This is a genomic window from Metasolibacillus meyeri (genome assembly GCF_003049505.1).
Taxonomy (GTDB): domain Bacteria; phylum Bacillota; class Bacilli; order Bacillales_A; family Planococcaceae; genus Metasolibacillus; species Metasolibacillus meyeri.
The window spans coordinates 1-21,921 of record NZ_PYWN01000035.1 but is presented as its reverse complement, the minus strand read 5'-3'; the positions used below and the strand labels follow the sequence as shown (position 1 = coordinate 21,921).

16 protein-coding genes, 1 pseudogene and 1 other annotated feature (1 of these 18 only partly in view) are annotated in these 21,921 nt (G+C 37.7%); of the genes and pseudogenes, 13 read left to right on the top strand and 4 right to left on the bottom strand.

Features of this window, described 5'->3' with window-relative positions; all coding sequences use genetic code 11:
- Window positions 1-184: a binding site (T-box leader), on the top strand (it extends 25 nt beyond the left edge of the window).
- A gap of 98 nt (window positions 185-282) precedes the next feature.
- Window positions 283-2,697 (top strand): leucine--tRNA ligase, encoded by a 2,415-nt coding sequence (gene leuS / locus C9J34_RS05550; RefSeq protein ID WP_107838874.1) that lies wholly within the window; start codon window positions 283-285, stop codon window positions 2,695-2,697.
- Window positions 2,698-2,761: 64 nt separating this feature from the next.
- On the opposite strand, the gene C9J34_RS05545 is transcribed toward leuS, so the two are convergent.
- Window positions 2,762-3,109 (bottom strand): hypothetical protein, encoded by a 348-nt coding sequence (locus C9J34_RS05545; protein WP_107838873.1) that lies wholly within the window; start codon window positions 3,107-3,109, stop codon window positions 2,762-2,764.
- Window positions 3,110-3,989: 880 nt separating this feature from the next.
- On the opposite strand from C9J34_RS05545, the pseudogene C9J34_RS05535 reads away from it, so the two are divergent.
- From C9J34_RS05535 to C9J34_RS05520, 4 genes and pseudogenes are all read left to right on the top strand, one after another.
- Window positions 3,990-5,118 (top strand): annotated as a pseudogene (locus tag C9J34_RS05535) (RNA-guided endonuclease TnpB family protein).
- A 220-nt stretch (window positions 5,119-5,338) separates the two neighbouring features.
- Window positions 5,339-6,523, top strand: a complete 1,185-nt coding sequence (locus C9J34_RS05530) for a class I SAM-dependent rRNA methyltransferase (protein WP_107838871.1) — start codon at window positions 5,339-5,341, stop codon at window positions 6,521-6,523.
- 13 nt (window positions 6,524-6,536) lie between these two features.
- Window positions 6,537-6,725 carry a hypothetical protein gene (locus tag C9J34_RS05525; RefSeq protein ID WP_107838870.1) on the top strand — a complete coding sequence of 63 codons (189 nt, stop codon included), beginning with the start codon at window positions 6,537-6,539 and terminating at the stop codon, window positions 6,723-6,725.
- Between the two features lie 87 nt (window positions 6,726-6,812).
- Window positions 6,813-7,607, top strand: a complete 795-nt coding sequence (locus C9J34_RS05520) for a phosphotransferase family protein (protein ID WP_107838869.1) — start codon at window positions 6,813-6,815, stop codon at window positions 7,605-7,607.
- A gap of 281 nt (window positions 7,608-7,888) precedes the next feature.
- On the opposite strand, the gene C9J34_RS05515 is transcribed toward C9J34_RS05520, so the two are convergent.
- Both C9J34_RS05515 and C9J34_RS05510 read right to left on the bottom strand, forming a co-directional pair.
- Window positions 7,889-8,425 (bottom strand): NAD(P)H-dependent oxidoreductase, encoded by a 537-nt coding sequence (locus C9J34_RS05515; RefSeq protein WP_107838868.1) that lies wholly within the window; start codon window positions 8,423-8,425, stop codon window positions 7,889-7,891.
- 252 nt (window positions 8,426-8,677) lie between these two features.
- The gene (locus C9J34_RS05510; protein ID WP_107838867.1) at window positions 8,678-9,067 is read right to left on the bottom strand and encodes a winged helix-turn-helix transcriptional regulator; all 390 of its coding nucleotides are present in this window, start codon (window positions 9,065-9,067) and stop codon (window positions 8,678-8,680) included.
- 114 nt (window positions 9,068-9,181) lie between these two features.
- Here C9J34_RS05510 and C9J34_RS05505 point away from each other — a divergent pair, with 114 nt between their 5' ends.
- The 8 genes from C9J34_RS05505 (at window position 9,182) to C9J34_RS05470 (ending at window position 21,440) form a co-directional block, all read left to right on the top strand.
- Window positions 9,182-10,342, top strand: coding sequence for an MFS transporter (locus tag C9J34_RS05505; protein WP_107838866.1), 1,161 nt, complete (start codon window positions 9,182-9,184; stop codon window positions 10,340-10,342).
- A gap of 1,283 nt (window positions 10,343-11,625) precedes the next feature.
- Entirely contained in the window at window positions 11,626-13,086 is a 1,461-nt protein-coding gene (locus C9J34_RS05500) for an aminotransferase class I/II-fold pyridoxal phosphate-dependent enzyme (protein WP_107838865.1), read from the top strand.
- Window position 13,087: 1 nt separating this feature from the next.
- Window positions 13,088-13,954 (top strand): polyamine aminopropyltransferase, encoded by an 867-nt coding sequence (speE, locus tag C9J34_RS05495; protein ID WP_107838864.1) that lies wholly within the window; start codon window positions 13,088-13,090, stop codon window positions 13,952-13,954.
- Window position 13,955: 1 nt separating this feature from the next.
- The gene (locus C9J34_RS05490) at window positions 13,956-15,155 is read left to right on the top strand and encodes a saccharopine dehydrogenase family protein (protein ID WP_107838863.1); all 1,200 of its coding nucleotides are present in this window, start codon (window positions 13,956-13,958) and stop codon (window positions 15,153-15,155) included.
- Window positions 15,155-16,282 carry a carboxynorspermidine decarboxylase gene (nspC, locus tag C9J34_RS05485; RefSeq protein ID WP_107838862.1) on the top strand — a complete coding sequence of 376 codons (1,128 nt, stop codon included), beginning with the start codon at window positions 15,155-15,157 and terminating at the stop codon, window positions 16,280-16,282. Before C9J34_RS05490 ends, nspC begins: the two co-directional genes overlap by 1 nt.
- Before the next feature lie 180 nt (window positions 16,283-16,462).
- Window positions 16,463-18,625, top strand: coding sequence for a bifunctional diguanylate cyclase/phosphodiesterase (locus C9J34_RS05480; RefSeq protein ID WP_107838861.1), 2,163 nt, complete (start codon window positions 16,463-16,465; stop codon window positions 18,623-18,625).
- A 186-nt stretch (window positions 18,626-18,811) separates the two neighbouring features.
- A complete protein-coding gene (locus C9J34_RS05475; RefSeq protein WP_107838860.1) occupies window positions 18,812-20,968 on the top strand; it encodes a bifunctional diguanylate cyclase/phosphodiesterase in 2,157 nt (718 codons plus the stop codon).
- 40 nt (window positions 20,969-21,008) lie between these two features.
- On the top strand, window positions 21,009-21,440 hold the full coding sequence (locus C9J34_RS05470; protein WP_107838859.1) for an SRPBCC family protein: 432 nt from the start codon (window positions 21,009-21,011) through the stop codon (window positions 21,438-21,440).
- A 293-nt stretch (window positions 21,441-21,733) separates the two neighbouring features.
- Here the strand turns inward: C9J34_RS05470 and C9J34_RS22310 are convergent.
- The coding region (locus C9J34_RS22310; protein ID WP_238600576.1) for a hypothetical protein at window positions 21,734-21,921 on the bottom strand (188 nt) is incomplete at its 5' end.

Below are 21,921 nucleotides of genomic sequence, written 5' to 3'. Positions count from 1 at the left end.
AATTTCGACACTTTTTTAGAGAGTTAGCGGTTGGTGTGAGCTAACAAGTGAACAAATTGAACTCGCCTTTGAGTTTGCTTTTAGTGTTCTAAAAGCCGTGTTTTCGCGTTAAGAAGCTGGAGCTGAGTGCAGTGTCACTAATTTGGGTGGTACCGCGGGAGTCAAATTTACTCTCGTCCCTTTCTACGGAAGGGGGCGAGTTTTTTATTTTTCTAAAAATTCTGTCACTTCGGTTTGCACGCTAGAAAACAAGTCGATACTATGATTTTGAGGAGGAGTAATATGAGTTTCAATCATCAGGAAATTGATAAGAAGTGGCAAAAGTATTGGGCCGACAATAAAACATTTAAAACGGTGAACGACAACAGCAAGCCAAAGTTTTTCGCATTAGATATGTTCCCGTATCCATCGGGGGCAGGTTTACACGTAGGGCATCCACTAGGCTATATTGCGACAGATATTTTAAGCTCGTTTAAACGTATGCAAGGCTATAATGTACTACATCCTATGGGCTGGGATGCATTCGGTTTACCAGCAGAGCAATATGCCCTAGATACAGGAAATGACCCAGCAGAGTTTACAGCGAAAAATATTGCAACATTCAAACGTCAAATGGACGATTTAGGCTTTTCTTATGATTGGGATCGTGAAGTGAATACGACAGACCCAAAATATTATAAATGGACGCAATGGATTTTTATTCAATTATTTAATCGTGGTCTAGCTTATGTAGATGAAGTACCTGTAAACTGGTGTCCAGCATTAGGTACAGTGCTTGCCAACGAAGAAGTAATCGACGGCTTATCGGAGCGCGGTGGACATCCTGTAGAGCGTCGCCCAATGCGTCAGTGGATTTTACGCATTACGGAATATGCAGACCGTTTACTAGATGATTTAGATGAACTGGATTGGCCAGAAAGCTTAAAAGAAATGCAGCGCAACTGGATTGGTCGCTCAGAAGGTGCAGAAGTGACGTTTAAAATTGACGGCACAGACCATTCATTTGATGTATTTACAACACGCCCAGATACGTTATTTGGTGCAACGTATGCCGTATTAGCTCCAGAGCATAAGCTAGTTGCTGAAATTACAACAGCAGAGCAACGCGAGCAAGTAGATGCGTATCTTGACAAAGTAAAAACAAAATCAGATCTTGAGCGTACAGATTTAGCGAAAGAAAAAACAGGTGTCTTTACAGGTGCATATGCGGTGAATCCAATTAACGGTGCGAAAATGCCTATATGGATTGCTGATTATGTATTAGCAACGTATGGTACAGGTGCGATTATGGCAGTACCTGCTCATGATGAGCGCGATTATGAATTTGCCAAGCAATTTGGCTTAGAAATTAAAGAAGTACTTGCTGGTGGTAATATTGCAAACGAAGCATTCACTGGTGATGGCGAGCATATTAACTCTGATTTCTTAAACGGTTTAAATAAAGAAGAGGGCATTGCGAAAGCGATTGCTTGGTTAGAGGAAAATGGTGTCGGCGAGAAGAAAATTTCATATCGTTTACGCGATTGGTTATTCTCGCGTCAACGCTATTGGGGCGAACCAATTCCTGTCATTCATTGGGAAGATGGCACGATGACAACCGTTCCAGAAGAAGAGCTACCATTAATGCTACCAAAAACAAATGATATTCGCCCAAGCGGTACAGGTGAATCACCACTTGCTAATATCGAAGAGTGGGTAAACGTAGTTGACTCAGTAACAGGTAAAAAAGGTCGTCGTGAAACAAATACGATGCCACAATGGGCTGGTAGCTGCTGGTACTATCTACGTTATATCGATCCAAATAATGATGAGATGATTATCGATCCAGAGCTGGCAAAACGCTGGTTACCTGTTGATATTTATGTTGGTGGTGCAGAGCATGCGGTACTGCATCTACTATACGCTCGCTTCTGGCATAAAGTACTGTATGATGTTGGGGTTGTGCATACGAAAGAGCCATTCCAAAAGCTATTTAACCAAGGCATGATTTTAGGTGAAAATAACGAAAAAATGTCTAAATCTAAAGGCAATGTTATTAATCCAGATGATATCGTAGCATCACATGGTGCAGATACGCTACGTCTTTATGAAATGTTCATGGGACCACTTGAAGCATCGAAAGCATGGTCAACAAATGGCTTAGATGGCTCACGTCGCTTCCTAGATCGCATTTGGCGTCTATTCATTGACGATAACGGCACAGTCAGCAGCAAAATTGTTGACACAAACGATGGAAAATTAGAACTTGTTTACCACCAAACGGTGAAAAAAGTGACGGAAGACTTTGAAGCAATGCGCTACAATACAGCGATTTCACAAATGATGGTCTTCATTAACGAATGCTATAAAGTGGACGCTATACCAAAAGAGTATGCAGAAGGCTTTATTCAAATGATTTCACCAGTTGCTCGTCACGTAGCAGAGGAGCTATGGCAAAAATTCGGTCATACAGAAACAATTACGTACTCAGCATGGCCAACATTCGACCCATCAAAGCTTGAAGAAGATGAAGTAGAGGTTGTTGTGCAAGTACTAGGAAAAGTCCGCGCAAAAGTGAAAGTAGCGAAAGATATTTCGAAGGAAGACCTAGAAGCTGCTGCATTAGCAGATGAAAAAGTACAAGAATTTATCACAGGCAAAGACGTTGTCAAAGTAATTGTCATCCCAGGTAAATTAGTTAATATCGTTGTGAAGTAATAAAAAAATCAGCCGTCTCCAAAATGGGGCGGCTGATTTTTTATGGATAAAAGATGGTATAAAATTAAGGTTCAATTAGCCTTCTTGCTACTTTGAATTTTTCATCGACTTTAACAGCCATCATCCCATCAAAACTGTGTGTAATTTCGATATCTTTTATTTTGTATAGCTCAGTACCGATAGGAAGTGCAAACCCTTCTCCATGACTAGATGGCAATTCTGTTACTTTAGTAGTCGTTTCGCCTACTTTTTCCTCAACATCAAATGCAGGTAAAGGTTCATTTGTTACAACATAATTAGCCCCTTCCCAATTAAATATTGGGTTCGATAGCCCTGCTTTTTTATTACAGCCAGCTAGTAAGGTAAAAATAAAAAGTAATGATATGACAAAAAATATAATTTTGTTTCTCATAAACTTCACCTCTTTTCTAAATGAAATGATAATAGGTTATTACATCAGAATAAAATAGGGTTGTAAAAATCCATAGTTTGTTTTTAGTGTAACATATATGTATTTTTTACACGCTAAATTTTCCATTAAAATGCAGGGAATTAAATAATATATCAATATTTGCAGATTCAATATGGGATAAATCATAATAGGGGCAAAAATACAAATGAAAATAATGAAAGAGAGATAGATAGAATCATACCTCTCTTTCACTGTATTTACTGGTGGTGTTGTTTTAAAAGTAGAGATTCTATTTCAACTTGAGAAAGCATTTTGGGAGATATAGTTTTAATGGTTAAAGCTTTTCTTAAATTAAATAGACTAACCAATAAACTAACCAATCCTAATATGGCGATACATATCCATATTATTGGGCTTATCAAAATGAAATAAGAATCTTTAAGATATTTGCTGTTCATTTTATACTCCTAAATAATTTGAAATCAAAAAACTCCTACAAAATCCATTTACTAAGAGCTGATGTTTACAAAATCAACCTGGAATTTATGATTGAGAAAAACTACCGTTAGGATGACTTATAGCTCGATTGAATACACTTGTTGTTGCGCCACCATCATTCACGATTGCTGAAATTTCAAACTTTGCATCGTTTTGGAAATGGGGTACAGATTTTACGCTCATTACTACTATTTTATAAGCTTGTATTTCATTATTTGTACACTGCAAAACACACATCAGTTGGTTTCATTACATAAAAACTAATTTTTATAAATATACCTTTTAAGTAAATGTTGTATAATTCCTAGGTTATTTATAGAATAACATGTATGCTTTATTTTCTCACCACTAATATTCCGCCATTTTTTGTCGTTAACCGCCAATATTCCGCCAAAATGTAGAAAATCAAAACAAAGCTTTCAAATTTCGTTTGTTGCCAAACAAAGAACAATCCGTAGTATTAGCTAAGACATTTGGTTGTGTTCGCTTTGTCTACAATAAGATGTTAGCTGAACGCAAAGAAACGTATGAAAAGTTCAAGAATGATAAAGAAGCACTTAAAAAAACAAAAGTTTCCGACTCCTGCAAAGTATAAAGGTGAATTTCCATTCCTAAAAGAAGTGGATTCACTGGCTTTAGCGAACGCACAAATGAACTTACAGTCGGCTTATAAGAACTTTTTTGAAGGAAATGCTGAATTTCCAAAGTTCAAAAACCGTAAAACAAAACAATCCTATACAACTAACTTCGTCAATGGAAACATCGAATTGAAAGATGGTCAGATCAAGTTACCAAAACTGAAACTTGTGAAAATCAAACAGCATAGAGAAATTCCTAAGAATTACAAACTAAAATCATGTACAATCTCAAGAACAAACTCAGGAAAATATTATATTTCTGTACTAACAGAATACAAAAAAGACATACGACCGAAAAAAATAGAAAATGTCGTTGGGCTAGATTTTGCTATGGCTGAATTTTACGTGAGTAGTGAGAATGAGAAAGCCAATTATCCTCGCTATTATCGTGTCATGTCAGAAAAATTAGCCAAAGCACAACGTATTCTATCGAAACGCAAGAAAGGTTCTGCACGTTGGCACAAGCAACGGCTAGTCGTGGCTAAGTTACATGAAAAAGTAGCAAACCAACGTATGAATTTCCTTCACCATAAGTCAAAAGAGTTAGCTTCTAATTTTGATGCTGTTGTGATGGAGGACTTGAACATGAAAGGAATGTCTCAAGCCCTTCGCTTTGGAAAAAGCGTTCATGACAACGGTTGGGGGATGTTCACTACTTTCCTAGCGTATAAGCTAAAGGAACAAGGGAAACAACTTGTGAAAATTGATAAGTGGTTCCCTTCCACTAAAAAGTGTTCATGTTGTGGTGCAGAAAAACTGATGAAACTATCTGAACGCACCTACCGCTGTTCCTGCGGCTATGCGGCAGATCGTGACTATAATTCAGCAATCAATATCAAAAATGAAGGTATACACCTATTAGCGTTAGTATAGAAATAAAAACTCTTGGAACAAGAGGGTTAGCTCGGTCAGTTTTCGTTGGCTAGTAAAAGCAACGATAAGTCGAGAAGCCCCCACTTCAAGCGACCCACAAGGGTGGTAAGTGGTGGGAGTAGTTCACTTCATTTCAATTAAAGAATTTTAATGATATTTTATTAGGTAACTAACGAATAAGTGTATAATAGAAGAAATGCCAAAGATAAAGGATGACGACATGACAACACTATTGATAAAAGACAACTATGTAAAAGAATTAAAAAATGGCTATCCATTAATTTTAAAAACGGCGCTGGAAAATGAAGATGTTGCAATCGAAGAAGGGACACTTGTACAGCTAGTGGACAAGCAAGGGCAATACATTGCAACAGGCTATTATGGCGTGCAAAATAAAGGCATTGGCTGGGTGTTAACACGCAAAGAAAATGAACAAATTGATACGGTATTTTTTGCCAAGAAAATTCGTGAAGCTGTGACAAGTCGGGCGAGCTTTTATGAGGCAGATGATACGACAGCTTTCCGCGTTTTCAACGGAGAAGGCGATGGCATCGGTGGCTTAACGATTGACTTCTTCAACGGCTTTTATATGGTGAACTGGTATAGCGAGGGGATTTATGCTTTCCGTGAAGCTGTTTATACAGCGCTTGCTGAAGTAGTGAATGCGCGCGGGGTTTATGAGAAAAAGCGTTTTAATGTGAACGGACAGTATGTAGAGCAGGATGATTATGTGTCAGGCGAAAAGGGCGAATTTCCGATTATTATTCAAGAAAATGGGATGAACTACGCGGTCGATTTGAATGATGGGGCGATGACAGGGATTTTCCTTGACCAACGCAATGTGCGGAAGGCCTTGCGCGATTCATATTGTGAGGGGAAAACGGTACTCAATACATTTTCTTATACAGGTGCATTTTCGGTCGCGGCAGCACTTGGTGGCGCAATGAAAACAACGAGTGTTGATTTAGCAAAGCGCAGCTTGCCAAAAACGATTGAGCAATTTAGCGTCAACGCAATTGATTATGAGGCGCAGGATATTAAAGTGATGAATGTTTTTGATTATTTTAGTTACGCGGCTCGTCATCAATTAACATTCGATGTTGTTGTACTGGACCCGCCAAGCTTTGCACGCACGAAAAAAACGACCTTTAGCACAGCGAAAGATTACCCGAAGTTACTGAAGGATGCACTGGCGATTACAGCTGAAAATGGCGTGATTATCGCTTCAACAAATAATGCGAGCTTCAATATGAAAAAATTCAAAACCTTTATTGATAAAGCATTTAAAGATGCGAAAAAGCGCTATAAAATTTTAGAGCAGCACCAACTGCCTGAAGATTTTCAAGTGCCACACAATTACCCAGAATTTAATTACTTAAAAGTTGTCTTTATTCAAGTACTGTAAGGAGAGAAAAGTGATGAAATATAATAAAAATACGATGCTAAAATTAATTAATGAGCATCGTGAATTGCATGATGAGTTGAAGACCATCAAAAAGGATATGGGGCTAGATAAATCAGCGGCTGTTAAAGCGCTTTACCATTCTGTTGTAGCTGATGGCGGGCGTTTTATGCAGGATTATCAGGATTTAGAGAAAATGAGATAAGGAAAGTGGCTGGCTAGTTAAAGTCAGCTATTTTTTATATTAAGCAATTATATAAAATCAAAATAATTTGAAAGGAAGTGTTAATGGTTGCAGCCAATAAAGGAAGAAGAAATCCCTAATGAAATACAAGATTATTTGAAAAATATACATGCTATGAGATTCCCGAAACAAGGCTATACTTCCAATGTAGCCATCATTGAAAATGATCACAGGTCGTATGTATTAAAAAGAGCAAAGGGTGAATTATTTTCCTCGTGGTTAAATAAAGAGGTAGCAGTCATCAATCGTTTAACGAGTGAAACTAAATTACCTATTCCCAAAGTGGCGTTTTCGATTGAGCAAAAGTCTAAAAATGAAGCATGGGCTCTTATTGAATTTTTACCTGGAGAAACGATTAGAAGTGCTTTATCCAACGAGAAAAACATGGAAAAACGACAAGAAATCCTATTTAATTTTGGACAAATATTGCATCAAATTCATGCAACGCCTTGTCCTAATGAATTGATGGCGCAACAGCCATGGCTTCCTAAAATGTTAGAGCAAGCGCAATACAATTTGGAAAATTACGAGGTGGATGGAACAAAGGAGCTGTTAGAGAAAATTCAAGTAAATAAACCCTCTAGTATTAAACAAACGCTTATTCATGGTGATTTCACTGTTGATAATGTTTTAGTTGAAAATGGTGTCATTACAGGTGTGATTGACTGGAGCGGAGGAATTTTTGGGGACCCAAGGTATGATTTATCGTTAGCTATTCGCCCGAAACCAAATATTTTTGAAAATGATATAGACAAGCAAATTTTCTTTGAAGGATATGGAGAAAAGATAATCGATAACGATTTATACAATTATTTTGCCAACGGATTATATGAATTTTTTTAGTGAAATGATTAGGGTTTCGAAGATAAAGAAGGCGGCTATTGAAGAATATTACTTTCAAACAGCCTCTTCACCTTTGATTCCATATTAAAAGGTCACTTCAAACTATTAAGTGAAAGTGAGGAGAAGGAAAGCACCACTAATGGAAAATTCATTTTATGGTCAGTTTAGCGATAATTCTTTTGACAGCTATACAAAATACAAAATACGAGTGCAATCGTTGCACTCGTATTTGTGTTTATTGTGAAAAGCAGCTAGCTCGATCAGAGGACTAGCAGCTTAGCTTAGGAAGCGGCAGGAATTGCTGAGCTTATATAGTTGATGTATTCTTTAGTGTTTTGCTCCAGCTGCGTGTCAGAGATATTGCTAATATCATTAAGTACAAAAGGTGGCAAGTAGGTAGCGCTAATGTAATGCGTTAACGCTTCAACAGGTCTTAGCAGCTCATGAATCGTAAAACGGTTAAATCCATCAGGCTGATAGGAGCTTGCTGCACCGTAAGTGGAAATAGCAATGCCGATTTCTTTTCCTTTCATTTTGTCTCCATCTGGTCCGTAAGCCCAGCCGGGTTGGAGAACGGAATCAAACCATTTTTTCAACAATGGCGGCGAACTGTACCAATAGAGCGGATATTGAAAAATAATGCGCTCATGGGCTTCAAGCAATGTCTGTTCATATTGAATATTAATATTTTCGTCCGCATAAAAATCGTACAGTTGATGGACTGTAATATTTGATTGATGTTGCAAGGCATTGACCCATGCCGCATTAATTCTCGATGATGATAAGTCGGGGTGAGCCACAATAACTAACGATTTCATTCTATACACTCCTCATTTCTCATCCAGCTTCCAACTAGAAGCCAGTCATTTATTAACTAGATAAGCGCTTATCTAGTTCGGATTATACATAAGTAACTAACGAAAAGTAAGTACGCACTTATTCGTTCGATTCTTACCGAATGGGAAGTGTGAGCATGCTTGATTGCGATAGTTATTGTGAAAAATCGGCAGTTCAAGATACGAGAATCATGTCTTGAACTGCCGATTTTTTATGTGCTACCGCATTGTTAATTATGGGGTTTCTGCCTGAATAAGATGTGAATCGGCAGCCTGATGATCTTCTGTCACTTTAAATTGAGCTCCCCAAGTTTGCAAATACTGAATTGCTGGTTTTAATGTTTCACCTAATGGTGTCAATTCATATTCAACCTTTGGGGGCACTTCCGGATAGACCGTTCTCTTTACAATGCCTACTTCTTCAAGTTCTCTTAGTTGTTCAGCGAGCATTTTATGATTAACACCAGAAATTAGTTTTTTAAGTTCTCCATATCTTTTTGTGCCATCCATCAGTTTGCAGATGATTGTTGTTTTCCATTTACCAGCTAGCAGAGCTATTGACAGCTCAATTGGACATTGATAACGCTTGCCGTTAAATTCGTAAATTCCGGTTGCTTCTTTCATTTCTATACTTCCCCCTTAGTAAGTATTGAACGAAAAAGTGCCTACTTACATTGTGTTAGTATACTATGTACAATTTTCTGTGTAAACAAATTGATTCAGTTGAAGGAGCATGTCATGTATAAGAAAATATTAGTCTATTTAGTTTCTATTGCCGCTTTTTTTGGTCCATTTACGCAAACGATCTATGTCCCAATGTTACCAAGCATTGCTGAACATTTTCAAGCTTCATTAGATGCCGTCAATTTAACTGTATCGATCTATCCGATTTTCTTTGCATTTATGCAGTTAATTTATGGGCCACTCATTGATAAATACGGACGGCGTCCAATTCTCTTGCTTGGATTTATGGTGTATTTGTTGGCAACGTTAGGAGCAGCGCTTTCTTACACGATAGCATCCTTAATTATTTTTCGCGCACTGCAAGCGATTGGAGTTGCTGTCGGCTCAGTTGCAGCAATCACGATAATTGGTGATCTATATGAAGGCACTATGCGAGGTCGTTCGATGGGAACCTATCAAATGCTGGTGGCGCTCGGTCCCGGTCTAGGCCCTATCTTTGGCGGGTTTGTTGGACAGCACTACAATATTAATGGACTGTTCTGGATTTTGCTTGGCATTAGCCTCGTTTTTTGGCTTATTTTATGGCTAAGCTTGCCAGAAACCCGAACACCAGAGGCTGTAAACGAACGTTTTCAGTTGAAGCAGCTGACAATCGTATTAAATCATCGCGTAGGCTTGGCTATCATTGTATTAGGGTCTGTGCAATATGCTATTTTTTACATGCTGCTTGTATTGCTGCCTAATATTGTCGATGACGTTTATCATCTGAATTCAAGTGAAACTGGCTTGATCTTCCTGCCTATATCGCTATTTATCATTATTGGTAGCATTATCGGTGGACGGATACAAGAGCGATTTGAAGTAAAATCTCTGTTAGTGATTGTTGCAAGTCTGCATATGATAGTTGTCTTTCTGTTTGCCTTGCTCGCTTCAGTGTCTCTCACCATGTTAATAACGCTGCTTTCTTTATTTGGCTTATTTTTGGGGATTTCGCTGCCTTTGCAAACGACACTACTAGCCAATGAATTGCCTCGCAACCGAGCTACTTCAACAGGCGTGTACAATTTTTTTCGTTATGTGTGGATGACAATTGGACCAGTGATAGGTACGTATTTGTTCTGGATCGGGTATCGCCTCGAATTTTTGGCTTGTGGCGTAATTTTTGCTGGTTTGCTGCTATTTGTTGCTCGTAATTTTTTCATTAAGAATCTGTAAACCCTTCCATAGCAACAAGTTTGACCTCTGGCACTTGATAGGAGTGGAGCGCTCGTGTTAACTGACCAATAGCCACAAAATCTTCTTTTGTAGGTATTTCGATATTTTCAATTAATTCATAATCATCACAGGTTGTTGGTTAATAATGTCGAAATGATATACTGTTGGCACAGGGAAAGATAGGATTTCTAATAAACGCAATAGTTGACATTCCTGTTCATAGAGTGCGGCTGTGCTAACATTTTGGTCATTATTATTGTTAAAAACAATTTCTTTAGGAATTTCAATTGCGATATTTTTTCTATTTATCTGTGGTAACCACTTAGTATAATGGATTCTAAACCTTCGTTTCCGTTTTTTATACTAGCTGTTTGAATACCAAATTGTTGAAGAAAGTTGTAATTTTTGTTCATGATTTGTCTCCTCATGGTCTCCGCAATCAAATTGTAACAATTATTTGAAGGCTTGATATAATAATAATTATATCGTATTTTTCTCGCTTTCTTCAAAAAAATCTGCTTCATACAATTGACAAATAAAACATGCATTGTTAAACTGAACGAGTTGTTAAATTGGAAAGCCAATATTCAAGAAAGAGTCTTTCCAGCAAATACTTTTGACCACTTTCGGTAAGCTTCATTTGCTGAGGAAAGTTAAGGCCATACGGACAGCCGGGTCAACTGCCGACTGGCAACGTCAAGTTGCTTTATTGATTGAGTTAGAAGCTCAAATTTTATAAGTTGGTTACTTTACAACCAGTGTAGAAATGCACATCAACTTGTGAAACGGTCAATAAGAGTAGTAAAAGTAATTATTTGCTATATAGACTCTAAAAAACCCTATTCGGTTATGTATGAATATTGAAAAGACTTTCCTCTTAGCAGTGCTACGGGTCTATTTGTGCCCGTTAGAAATGGGATTTTTTACAAAGGAACTTTTCATAACAATACATACAAAAGCAAGTGATGGTGCGTATACTATTCACTTGCTTTTTTTTCTTGGGCAATGAATGGATAAGCACTTATTTATCAGAATTCAGTGGGTGTTTGGACACACATTGAGAAAGTAGAGCTCAGTCTAAGAAGGTCACGATTGAGTGACCAACATCGTGTTGGTCTAAAGCCTTTGGTGCATGTCACAGAGGAAACCTGAACGGTACAGGTCGGTTAATCGTTGGCGCATGTCGTGACGCTTTTAGGTTAACTTCTACTATGAGCTAACTCGAAAAAATCTAGACAAGAGTTAGTCGAGGCTAATTGATTGAGTGAAGAGGTGAGAGATGGATGAATACGCGATTGTCGCAACATAATGCACCGATTTATGAAGCGCTACAAGACTTTAAAAGTAAGCGCATCGTACCATTTGATGTACCGGGGCATAAACGAGGGCGTGGGAACCCTGAATTGACAGCGTTTTTAGGTGAGAAATGTGTTGGAATCGATGTGAATTCGATGAAGCCTCTTGATAATTTATGTCATCCTGTGTCCGTGATTAAAGATGCCGAGGAGTTAGCAGCCGAGGCTTTTGGTGCAGCACATGCGTTTTTTATGGTAAACGGTACAACATCGGCTGTACAATCGATGGTGTTAACTGCATGTAAACGTGGCGATAAAATTATTTTGCCACGCAATGTGCATCGTAGTGTAATTAATGCCTTAGTTGTATGTGGGGCTGAGCCGGTCTATGTGAATCCAGATATGGATTATAGACTAGGTATTTCGCTAGGGATGAAAATTTCACAAGTGGAAAAAGCAATTAAAGAAAATCCAGAAGCAAAGGCCATTTTAGTAAATAACCCAACATACTATGGTATTTGCTCTGACTTACAAGGCATCGTTAATCTGGCGCATGAGCATGGGATGCTAGTCTTGGTTGATGAAGCACATGGCACTCATTTTTATTTTGGTGAAAATATGCCAATTACTGGTATGGCGGCAGGGGCAGATATGGCAGCTGTCAGCATGCATAAATCAGGCGGTAGCTTAACACAAAGCTCGTTTTTATTAATGGGACCAGCAATTAATGTTGGTTATGCACGTCAAATTGTTAACTTAACGCAAACGACAAGCGGCTCTTATTTATTATTATCTAGTTTAGATTTATCACGTCGTAATTTAGCGTTAAACGGCAAGGAGATTTTCAAGCATGTCATGCAGCTATCACAATATGCACGCGATGAAATTAATAAAATTGGTGATTATTATGCCTATTCAAATGAGTTAATTAATGGCGATAGCATTTATGATTTTGATGCAACAAAGCTATCGGTGCACACCTTGGATATTGGTTTAGCTGGTATCGAAGTATATGATATTTTGCGCGATGAATACGATATTCAAATTGAGTTTGGTGACATCGGCAATATTTTAGCATATGTTTCCGTTGGTGACCGCGAGCGTGATGTGGAGCGTTTAGTAAGTGCATTAGCTGAAATTCGCCGCCGTTACAAAGCGGATAAGGCAGGGTTAATTACGCAGGAGTATATCGATCCACAAGTGATAACAACGCCACAATATGCGTTTTATGCAGAGAAAGAGCTGTTACCACTACGTGAAACAATTGGTCGTGTTTGTAGCGAATTTGTTATGTGCTATCCGCCGGGTATCCCGATTTTAGCACCAGGGGAAAAAATTACCCAGGAAATTGTCGAATATATCGAATATGCGAAAGAAAAGGACTGTACAATTATCGGTCCTGAAGATGTGGAAATTGCACGACTCAACGTGTTAACGGAGGTGCGATAGGATGGATTTATGGTTTAGCGAAGGGCATACGCCCAATGTACGACTGTCAATTAAAGTAGATAAGCAGCTGTATAGCGCACAAAGCGAATTTCAGCGAATTGATGTATTTGAATCAGAGGAATTCGGACGTTTTCTCACATTAGATGGTTTTATGATGCTAACAGAGAAGGACGAATTTATTTATCACGAAATGATTACACATGTACCGATGGCTGTACATCCAAATCCGAAAAAGGTGTTAATTATCGGAGCTGGCGATGGCGGTGTTGTGCGTGAACTTGTGCAATATCAAGCAGTTGAGCATATCGATTTAGTTGAAATTGATGAAATGGTTATTGAGGCAGCGAAAAAATACTTGCCACAAACGGCGAGCAAGCTAGATGACCCACGTGTGCATATCCATATCGAGGATGGCTTAAAACATGTGCGCTTTTGTGAAAATGAATACGATATTATTATCGTTGATTCGACAGACCCCTTTGGTCCTGGTGAAGGATTATTCACAAGGGAATTTTATGGTAGTTGCTATAAAGCACTAAAAGAAGATGGCATTATGGTCAATCAGCATGAAAGCCCATTCTATGATGAAGATGTTGCAGCAATGCAGCGCGCACATCAGCGCATTATCGAATGCTTCCCAATTAGCCGCGTATACCAAGCGCATATCCCGACATATCCGTCAGGGCATTGGTTGTTCGGCTTTGCATCCAAAAAATATCATCCAGTAAAGGATATGAGTGCAAGCGTTTGGAAGTCGAATAATATTCCAACAAAGTATTATAATTCGAATTTGCATAAAGGTGCATTCTATTTACCGAATTACGTACAAAAATTATTAACAGAAGTTGAACATAAAGGAGACAAATAAAATGGCAAAAGCATTAATTATCGGAGCAGGCGGCGTAGCGTCTGTAGCAGTTCATAAATGTGTACAAAACAGCGAGGTATTTGAAGAAATTTGCATCGCAAGCCGTACAAAATCAAAATGTGATGACTTAAAAGCAAAATTAGACGGCCAAGGCACAAAAATTACAACGGCACAAGTGGATGCTGACAATGTTGAAGAGCTAATCGCTTTAATTAACGAAGTGAAGCCTGATATCGTGATGAACCTTGCATTGCCATACCAAGATTTAACAATTATGGACGCATGTTTAGCAACGAAAACACATTACATGGATACAGCAAACTATGAGCCAGAAGATACGGCGAAATTTGAATACAAATGGCAATGGGAATACCATGAGCGCTTTAAAGAAGCTGGCATTACAGCACTTTTAGGCTCAGGCTTTGACCCAGGCGTAACAGGTGTATTCACAGCACACGCATTAAAGCATCATTTCGATGAAATCGAGTATATCGACATTTTAGACTGCAATGGTGGCGATCATGGCTACCCATTCGCAACAAACTTTAACCCAGAAATTAACATTCGTGAAGTATCAGCGAATGGTCGTTACTGGAAAGAGGGCGAGTGGATCGAAACAAAGCCGATGGAAATCAAACGCGTATACAACTTTGAAGAAGTTGGCGAAAAAGATATGTACTTGCTATACCATGAAGAGCTTGAATCATTAGCGAAAAATGTACCAGGCTTAAAGCAAATTCGCTTCTTCATGACATTTGGTCAAAGCTATTTAACACATTTACAATGCTTAGAAAATGTAGGTATGACTTCAATCGAGCCAATCATGTTTGAAGGCAAGGAAATTATTCCACTACAATTTTTAAAAGCGGTATTACCAGACCCAGCATCATTAGGACCACGTACAAAAGGGAAAACAAATATCGGCTGTATTTTCCGTGGTAAAAAAGATGGTCAAGATAAAACGTACTATGTATATAATATTTGTGACCATGAAGCTTGCTATGCAGAGGTGGGTTCACAAGCGGTTTCTTACACGACAGGCGTGCCTGCAATGATTGGTGCAATGTTAGTTGTCAATGGTGAGTGGAACAAGCCAGGCGTTTATAATGTAGAAGAATTCAACCCAGATCCATACATGGACGCATTAAATAAATGGGGCTTACCTTGGAAAGAAAGCTTCAATCCGGAGTTGGTTGACTAATGAAATTCGAACAAGTACCAACACCAAGCTATGTTGTAGATGAAGTGTTGATTGAAAAGAATTTAAAAATTTTACACGGTGTTATGGAACGAACAGGTTGTAAAATTATTTTGGCACAAAAAGCATTTTCGATGTTTTCATTATATCCGTTAATCGGCAAGTATTTGAGTGGTACGGCGGCAAGTGGCTTGTATGAGGCAAGGCTTGGACGTGAGGAAATGAACAAGGAAAACCATGTCTTTTCACCAGCGTATCGCGAAGATGAAATTGACGAAATTATTGAGCTTTGTGATCATATCGTCTTCAACTCCTTTGCACAGGTAGAGAAATATAGTGCAAAAGTGCATGCAGCAGGTAAAAGTGTTGGTTTACGCATTAATCCTGAGTGCTCAACGCAGGAGGGGCAGGAAATTTATGACCCTTGTGCGCGCGGCTGTCGCTTTGGTGTGACATTAAAGCATTTTAAGCCAGAGCTTTTAGACAAAATTGATGGCATTCACTTCCACACATTATGTGAGCAAGATTCGGATGCATTAGCGGTTACACTTGAAGCAGTGGAAGAAAAATTCGGTCAATGGCTGCCACAAATGAAATGGATTAATTTCGGTGGTGGACACCATATCACACGTGACGGTTATAATATCGAGTTACTTGAATCTTGTATTACACGTATACAGGAGAAATACGGGCTTGAAGTGTATTTAGAGCCAGGAGAAGCAATTGCCTACAGAGCAGGCTTCTTAGTGACAACTGTTTTGGAAACATTGGAAAACGGTATGGAATTAGCGATTTTAGATACATCTGCATCTTGTCATATGCCAGATGTACTTGAAATGCCCTACCGTCCACCGTTACAAAATTCGGGCGTTGTTGGTGAAAAACCTTATGCGTATCGTTTAGGTGGCCCGACTTGTTTAGCTGGGGATGTGATTGGTGATTATTCATTTGAACAGCCACTAGCAGTAGGTGACCGCCTCGTATTTGAAGATATGGCCATTTATTCGATGGTCAAAAACAATACATTTAATGGTATGGCATTGCCTGCGATTATTCTTCAAGATACGAACGGCGAATGTCGAATTCAAAAGCAATTTAGCTATGAGGATTTCAAAGGACGACTTTCTTAATTTAAAAAAACCCTGAAAATTTTTCACATAAAATTTTCAGGGTTTTGCCGTTTGCAATACAGATTTACCTTGATATTAATCGTCGTTAAATCCTCATAAAAAGTAACGCATGCATGTTAGATGTGTTAAGATAACTGCAAGAGTTAAAATAGTTACATAGATTAAAGAAGGGGGTAATTTATGGGGAAAATGGATGATAAATTTTCTTATATTAAACACCCAATCAGACTTTTTGTCATTATTATGACAGCATTAGTTATGGCACTCGTATTACAAAATCCTTTGTATGCTCTCTTCGGTGAACATAATTATATTATGGTTCATCTCATAGTGGAAATGTTTATTGTTGCAGCAACTGTTTCAATTGTCATGCAAGTGCTAACGAGTACTCGTTATAATTTAACAAACAGAGCTGTCTATTTAATTGCACTCTTTGGTTCAATTACTGTTATTGAAGTTTTGCATACATTATCTTATGAAGGGATGCCCTTTCTAGTATATGAAAGCGATGCATACCGAGCCGTTTGGTTATATATGTTTATAAGAGTATTGTTGCCAGCAGGGCTTGTGTTTATTTTTTTAGTATCACTCAAAACTGTGAAAATAAGTTTTGCAATGCTGTTTGGAGCGGCTGTTATGGTTGTTTTATCCGCTGTTGTTTATGTTGTTTATGCGCCGATAAAAATTTTGCCGCCACTTGTAGATGAGCAAGGACCAACTATCTTAAAAAATAGCTTGCAGGCAACGGCAGCGTTTTTACAACTTATTTTAATTGTCATTATTGTGCGAAGTGAAAAAAGAGACAAAAATTTGCATTATTTATTCGCATCAATTTGTTTAATTTTGAGCGATATATTATTTATCTCCTTTGTAGACATTTATAATGTTGGTAATTTTTTAGGGCATATTTTCCATTTGACAGCGTTTTATATGTTTGTACAGGGAATTTATTATTCTGCTATTGAAAAGCCGTATAAAGAAATTTCAAAGGCAAAAAAATCGTTAGAAGAATCGGAGCAAGCCATGCATAAAATGGCTTATTATGATGAGCTTACAGAGCTACCAAACGAGCGCTTCTTTATGGAGCAGCTAGGTAAATTTAATAAAAATGAAGAAATTAAAACGGTAGTTATTTTAGAAGTAGATCGTTTGTCGATGATTCAATCTACACTAGGTTCACATTATGCAGATAGTTTAAAATGCAGTGTGGCAGATAGAATACGCCATACGCTACCAAATAAATATAATATTTATTTACTGCGAGAAGATCGTTTTGCAATTTTGATGTTGGATGATTTGGGAGATGAAGCTATTTTAAAAGTTGTCGATAGCTTACAAAATACAATGCAAAAGCCCTTTCCCATTCAGCACTTTTCATTAATGAGCCATTTTAATGTAGGAATTGCACAATATCCAAAGGATGCTAAGGATAGTAAGACATTATTTAAATATGCTGAATTTGCGATGTATGAAGCAAGGAAGCATGCCAAAAGTGCGCTGTTTTATGAGCCTTCTATGTCAGAAAAGCGTTCAACAAAACTAGTACTTGAAAACGATTTACGTCAAGCAATTGATAGAAATGAATTACTATTAGAATATCAGCCACAGCTCCACTTACCAACAAGGGAAATTCAGTCTGTTGAAGCATTAGTAAGATGGCGACATAGTAAGCTAGGCCTTGTTTCGCCGGCAGAATTCATACCGATTGCTGAAGAAACGGGACTCATTATACCGATAGGGCAATGGGTGTTGAAAGAAGCCTGTATGCAAGCAAAAAAGTGGCATTCTCAAGGGCGCTTTATAAAAGTTGCTGTGAATATATCATTAGGGCAGTTATTGCAGGATAATTTAGTAGAATATATATTGGGTGTATTAGATGAAACGGAGTTAGATGCATATTACTTACAATTAGAAATAACGGAAAGTATGACGATGAATATCGAATCTGTTACAGCGGTCATTCAAAAATTGCAAGAGCATGGTGTGACAATAGCCGTAGATGATTTTGGGACAGGTTATTCATCGCTATCCTATTTGAAGGATTTCCCACTAAATTGTTTAAAAATAGACCGTAGTTTCATATGGAATATTGATCGCAGTACGGAAGAGGATGCATTAGTGCTCATGATATTGTCGATGGCTAAGCACTTGAAGCTGAGTGTTGTAGCGGAAGGCATTGAAACAGAAAAACAGCTATCTTATTTAGCAAAAGGTGCTTGTGAGACAATTCAAGGTTTTTTAATTAGTAAACCACTCCCTGCTAAAGTATTAGAAGGGAAATTCGATGAAATTGAAAATAACGCGCAACGATTATTAGAAAAAGTATATGATGAAGCTAAATAAATATTTTAACTATTTAAAACACTTTCAGATACTGCTGAGAGTGTTTAAATTTTGAGTTTTTTAGTTAATCATTATTTGTCACAAATAACGATTATTTTTTGTTGGATAGGGAATAAAGTAATAGAATTGTGTTAAAATAACCTGTAGATAGCCATTTAAAGGAAATGACTGCAAAGGGATGAGACTATGGGAAAAGAAGTAGATAAATTTATATATATAAAACACCCTATTCGCCTAATCACAATTTTTATTATAATCGTAGTAGTTTCATTGTTAGCTGATGATTATTTATATGGTATTTTTGGTATGGATAATTATGTGATTGTCCATCTTATTTTAGAGATGATGATGATTGCTGCTTCTATATCTATTGTTATTCATGTTATGACAGTTATGCGTTATAGTGTAACAAATCGCCTCGTGTTTTTAGTTACAATTTTTGCTTGTATAGCAGTTATTGAAATTTTACATACAATTTCTTATCCAGGTATGCCCTTTTTCTTTTATGAAAGTGATATGTCTCGAACAATTTGGTTTTATATGTTTACACGATTCATATTACCGATTGGCTTAAGTTTATTCTTTTTTATACCGCTAAAGCGTGTTAATGCTCGCTATATGATGAGTATAGCGATACTGGCAACAGCGATGTTAGGATGCTTTATTTTCCTTGTTTATACATCGGCATTGCCAATGTTAATGGATATGCAAGGAGCTACTTCGTTAAAGCTCTCTTTACATGGGATAGCCATGATACTACAAGTCGTTTTTATGATCGTTGTATTGAAAAAGGGAACAAAGAAGAAGAATTTATATTATATTTTTGCGTCGATTTGTTTATTAATTAGCGATGTTTTATTTATAATGTTTCCAGATAAATTCAGTATTAATAATTTTGTTGGGCATACATTTCAACTTGCTGGATATTATCTGATTGTTCAAACGATTTATTATTCGGGTATAGAAAAGCCTTATCGAGAAATTTTGGAGGCGAAAGATTCTTTAGAAAAATCGGAGCGAATCGCTCATAAATTAGCTTATTATGATGAGCTAACAGAACTCCCAAATGAGCGCTATTTTAAGGAGCAATTAAATCGCTCTTTAACAGTAGACAAGCGTGTGAAAACGGTAATCGTTTTAGAAATAGACAGGTTATTAATGATTCGCTCAACGCTTGGTTCAAATTATGCTGATATTTTTAAGCAAACAGTAGCTCAAAAAATTGTTCAAATAGTACCTTCACAATATTCGGTTTATTTATTGCGAGAGGAACTTTTTGCTATAGTTATTGAAGATCTTGATGATTGGCATGTATGTAGAATGATTCAAAATCTGCAAGATATCATGGATGAACCATTTCAAATTCAGCATTTTTCATTAAATAGTCATTTTAATGTTGGAGTTGCACAATACCCGAAAGATGCTGAAAAGGCGGAGGAATTGCTGAAATATGCACAATTTGCTATGTATGAGGCACGTAATGACAGTGGAAATGTCTTATTTTATGAGGGAGAAATGTCAGAATCTCGCTCAAACCGCATTTTACTAGAACATGATTTGCGTCAAGCGATTGAAAGAAATGAGCTGTATATTGAGTATCAGCCACAATTTAATTTACAAACAGGTAGCATATATTCTGTCGAGGCGTTAGTCAGATGGCAGCATGGAAAAAGAGGTTTTATCTCACCAGCGGAATTTATCCCTTTGGCAGAGGAGTCAGGGCTGATTGTACCAATCGGACAATGGGTATTAAAGGAAGCATGTAGACAAGCAAGGGAATGGCAAGCACAGAATCGCTTTTTGAAAGTTGCCGTTAATTTATCGTTGGGGCAACTGTTACAAGATAATTTTGTGGAAAGTGTCCAAGAAATTTTAGATGAAACAGAGCTTGATACGAGCTATTTACAATTGGAAATTACAGAAAGCATGACAATCAATACTGGCTCGATTATGGCGGTTATTCAAAAGCTACAGGAGCAAGGGATTACAATTGCGGTAGATGATTTTGGAACGGGCTATTCGTCCCTTTCCTATTTAAAGGATTTCCCTGTTGATTGCTTGAAAATTGATCGAAGCTTTGTGTGGAATATTGATAAAAGTGAGGAAGAGGATGCGATTGTTTTACTAATTTTATCAATGGCCAAGCACTTGAAGCTAAGCGTGGTGGCAGAAGGAATTGAAACAGAGCGCCAACTAGCTTATTTAGAGCAAGCTCAATGTGATTCAATTCAAGGCTTTTTAATTAGTAAACCTTTACGTCCAGCGATGCTAGAAGAGCAGTTTGAGGAAATCGAAAAAAAGGCACAACAATTACTAGCAAAAATAAAGCCACAAACTATATAATGGCATAGGTAGTAATAAACAAAAGAAAGTAGTGAAATAAATGGCAGTAGCATCACATGCAGTAACGATTCCGGTGTCTGTTGACACAGTGTGGAATTATGTTAGTAAAATTGAGCATTGGGCAACAATGGTTCCAGCTTACAAGGAACATGAGCAAATCGATGAGCAAAAATCAATTTGGACATTCGAAGGTAATTTTAAAGGCCTGAAAAAGACAGTGAAAATGGAGCTAAACATAGTAGAATTTAATGAGCCTTCTAACATTAAGTTTGAGCTAGAAGGGCTAACGGATAAATTCACAGGTAGCGGCAAATTCACAGCGGAAGAATCGGCAGGCAAAACGACAATGACAGGTATTATTGAAGTAAATGCGGGTGGTTTGTCAGGCGCTGTATTAACGCCAGTTATTAAAATGGTGTTACCAAAAGTAACAACGCGCTTAACAGAAAAGATTGCACGACAAATTAAATAAGTTACGAGGGGGGTGTCTGAAAAGTGGTCTAACGTGCCACTTTTCAGGCACTCTTTGCTGTTTTGTTGAAATGACGGAAAAGTATCTTCCTTTTAAAACGAATACCCCTTTGTTCAGAGGCATTTTCGACTTTCTAGACCCTTATACCTCTCCACTTTAACAAAATGTAATGTAAGCGTCAGTAGCAACAACATAACTTGTGTATTAGAGTACCTCATTGTATTGAAATTTCAGGCGTGTTGATTATGTAAATATTGTCTATTAATTGGCGTGTTTTTAGGGAGAAACGCTTTTTATCCCGGATTAACAGCCTGTAAAAACGCTTGTGTTCCTTTACTACCAATCAGTGGGGATGGAGCAAAACCTACTGATTGAAGGTTCACTTTATTAGGCACACACTCGTTGATTGAAGTGGAGGGTGGCGACTCCCGCGGAAAGCGTCCACCCGCAACGGAAATCAACGAATTCTTAGGTATTCTCT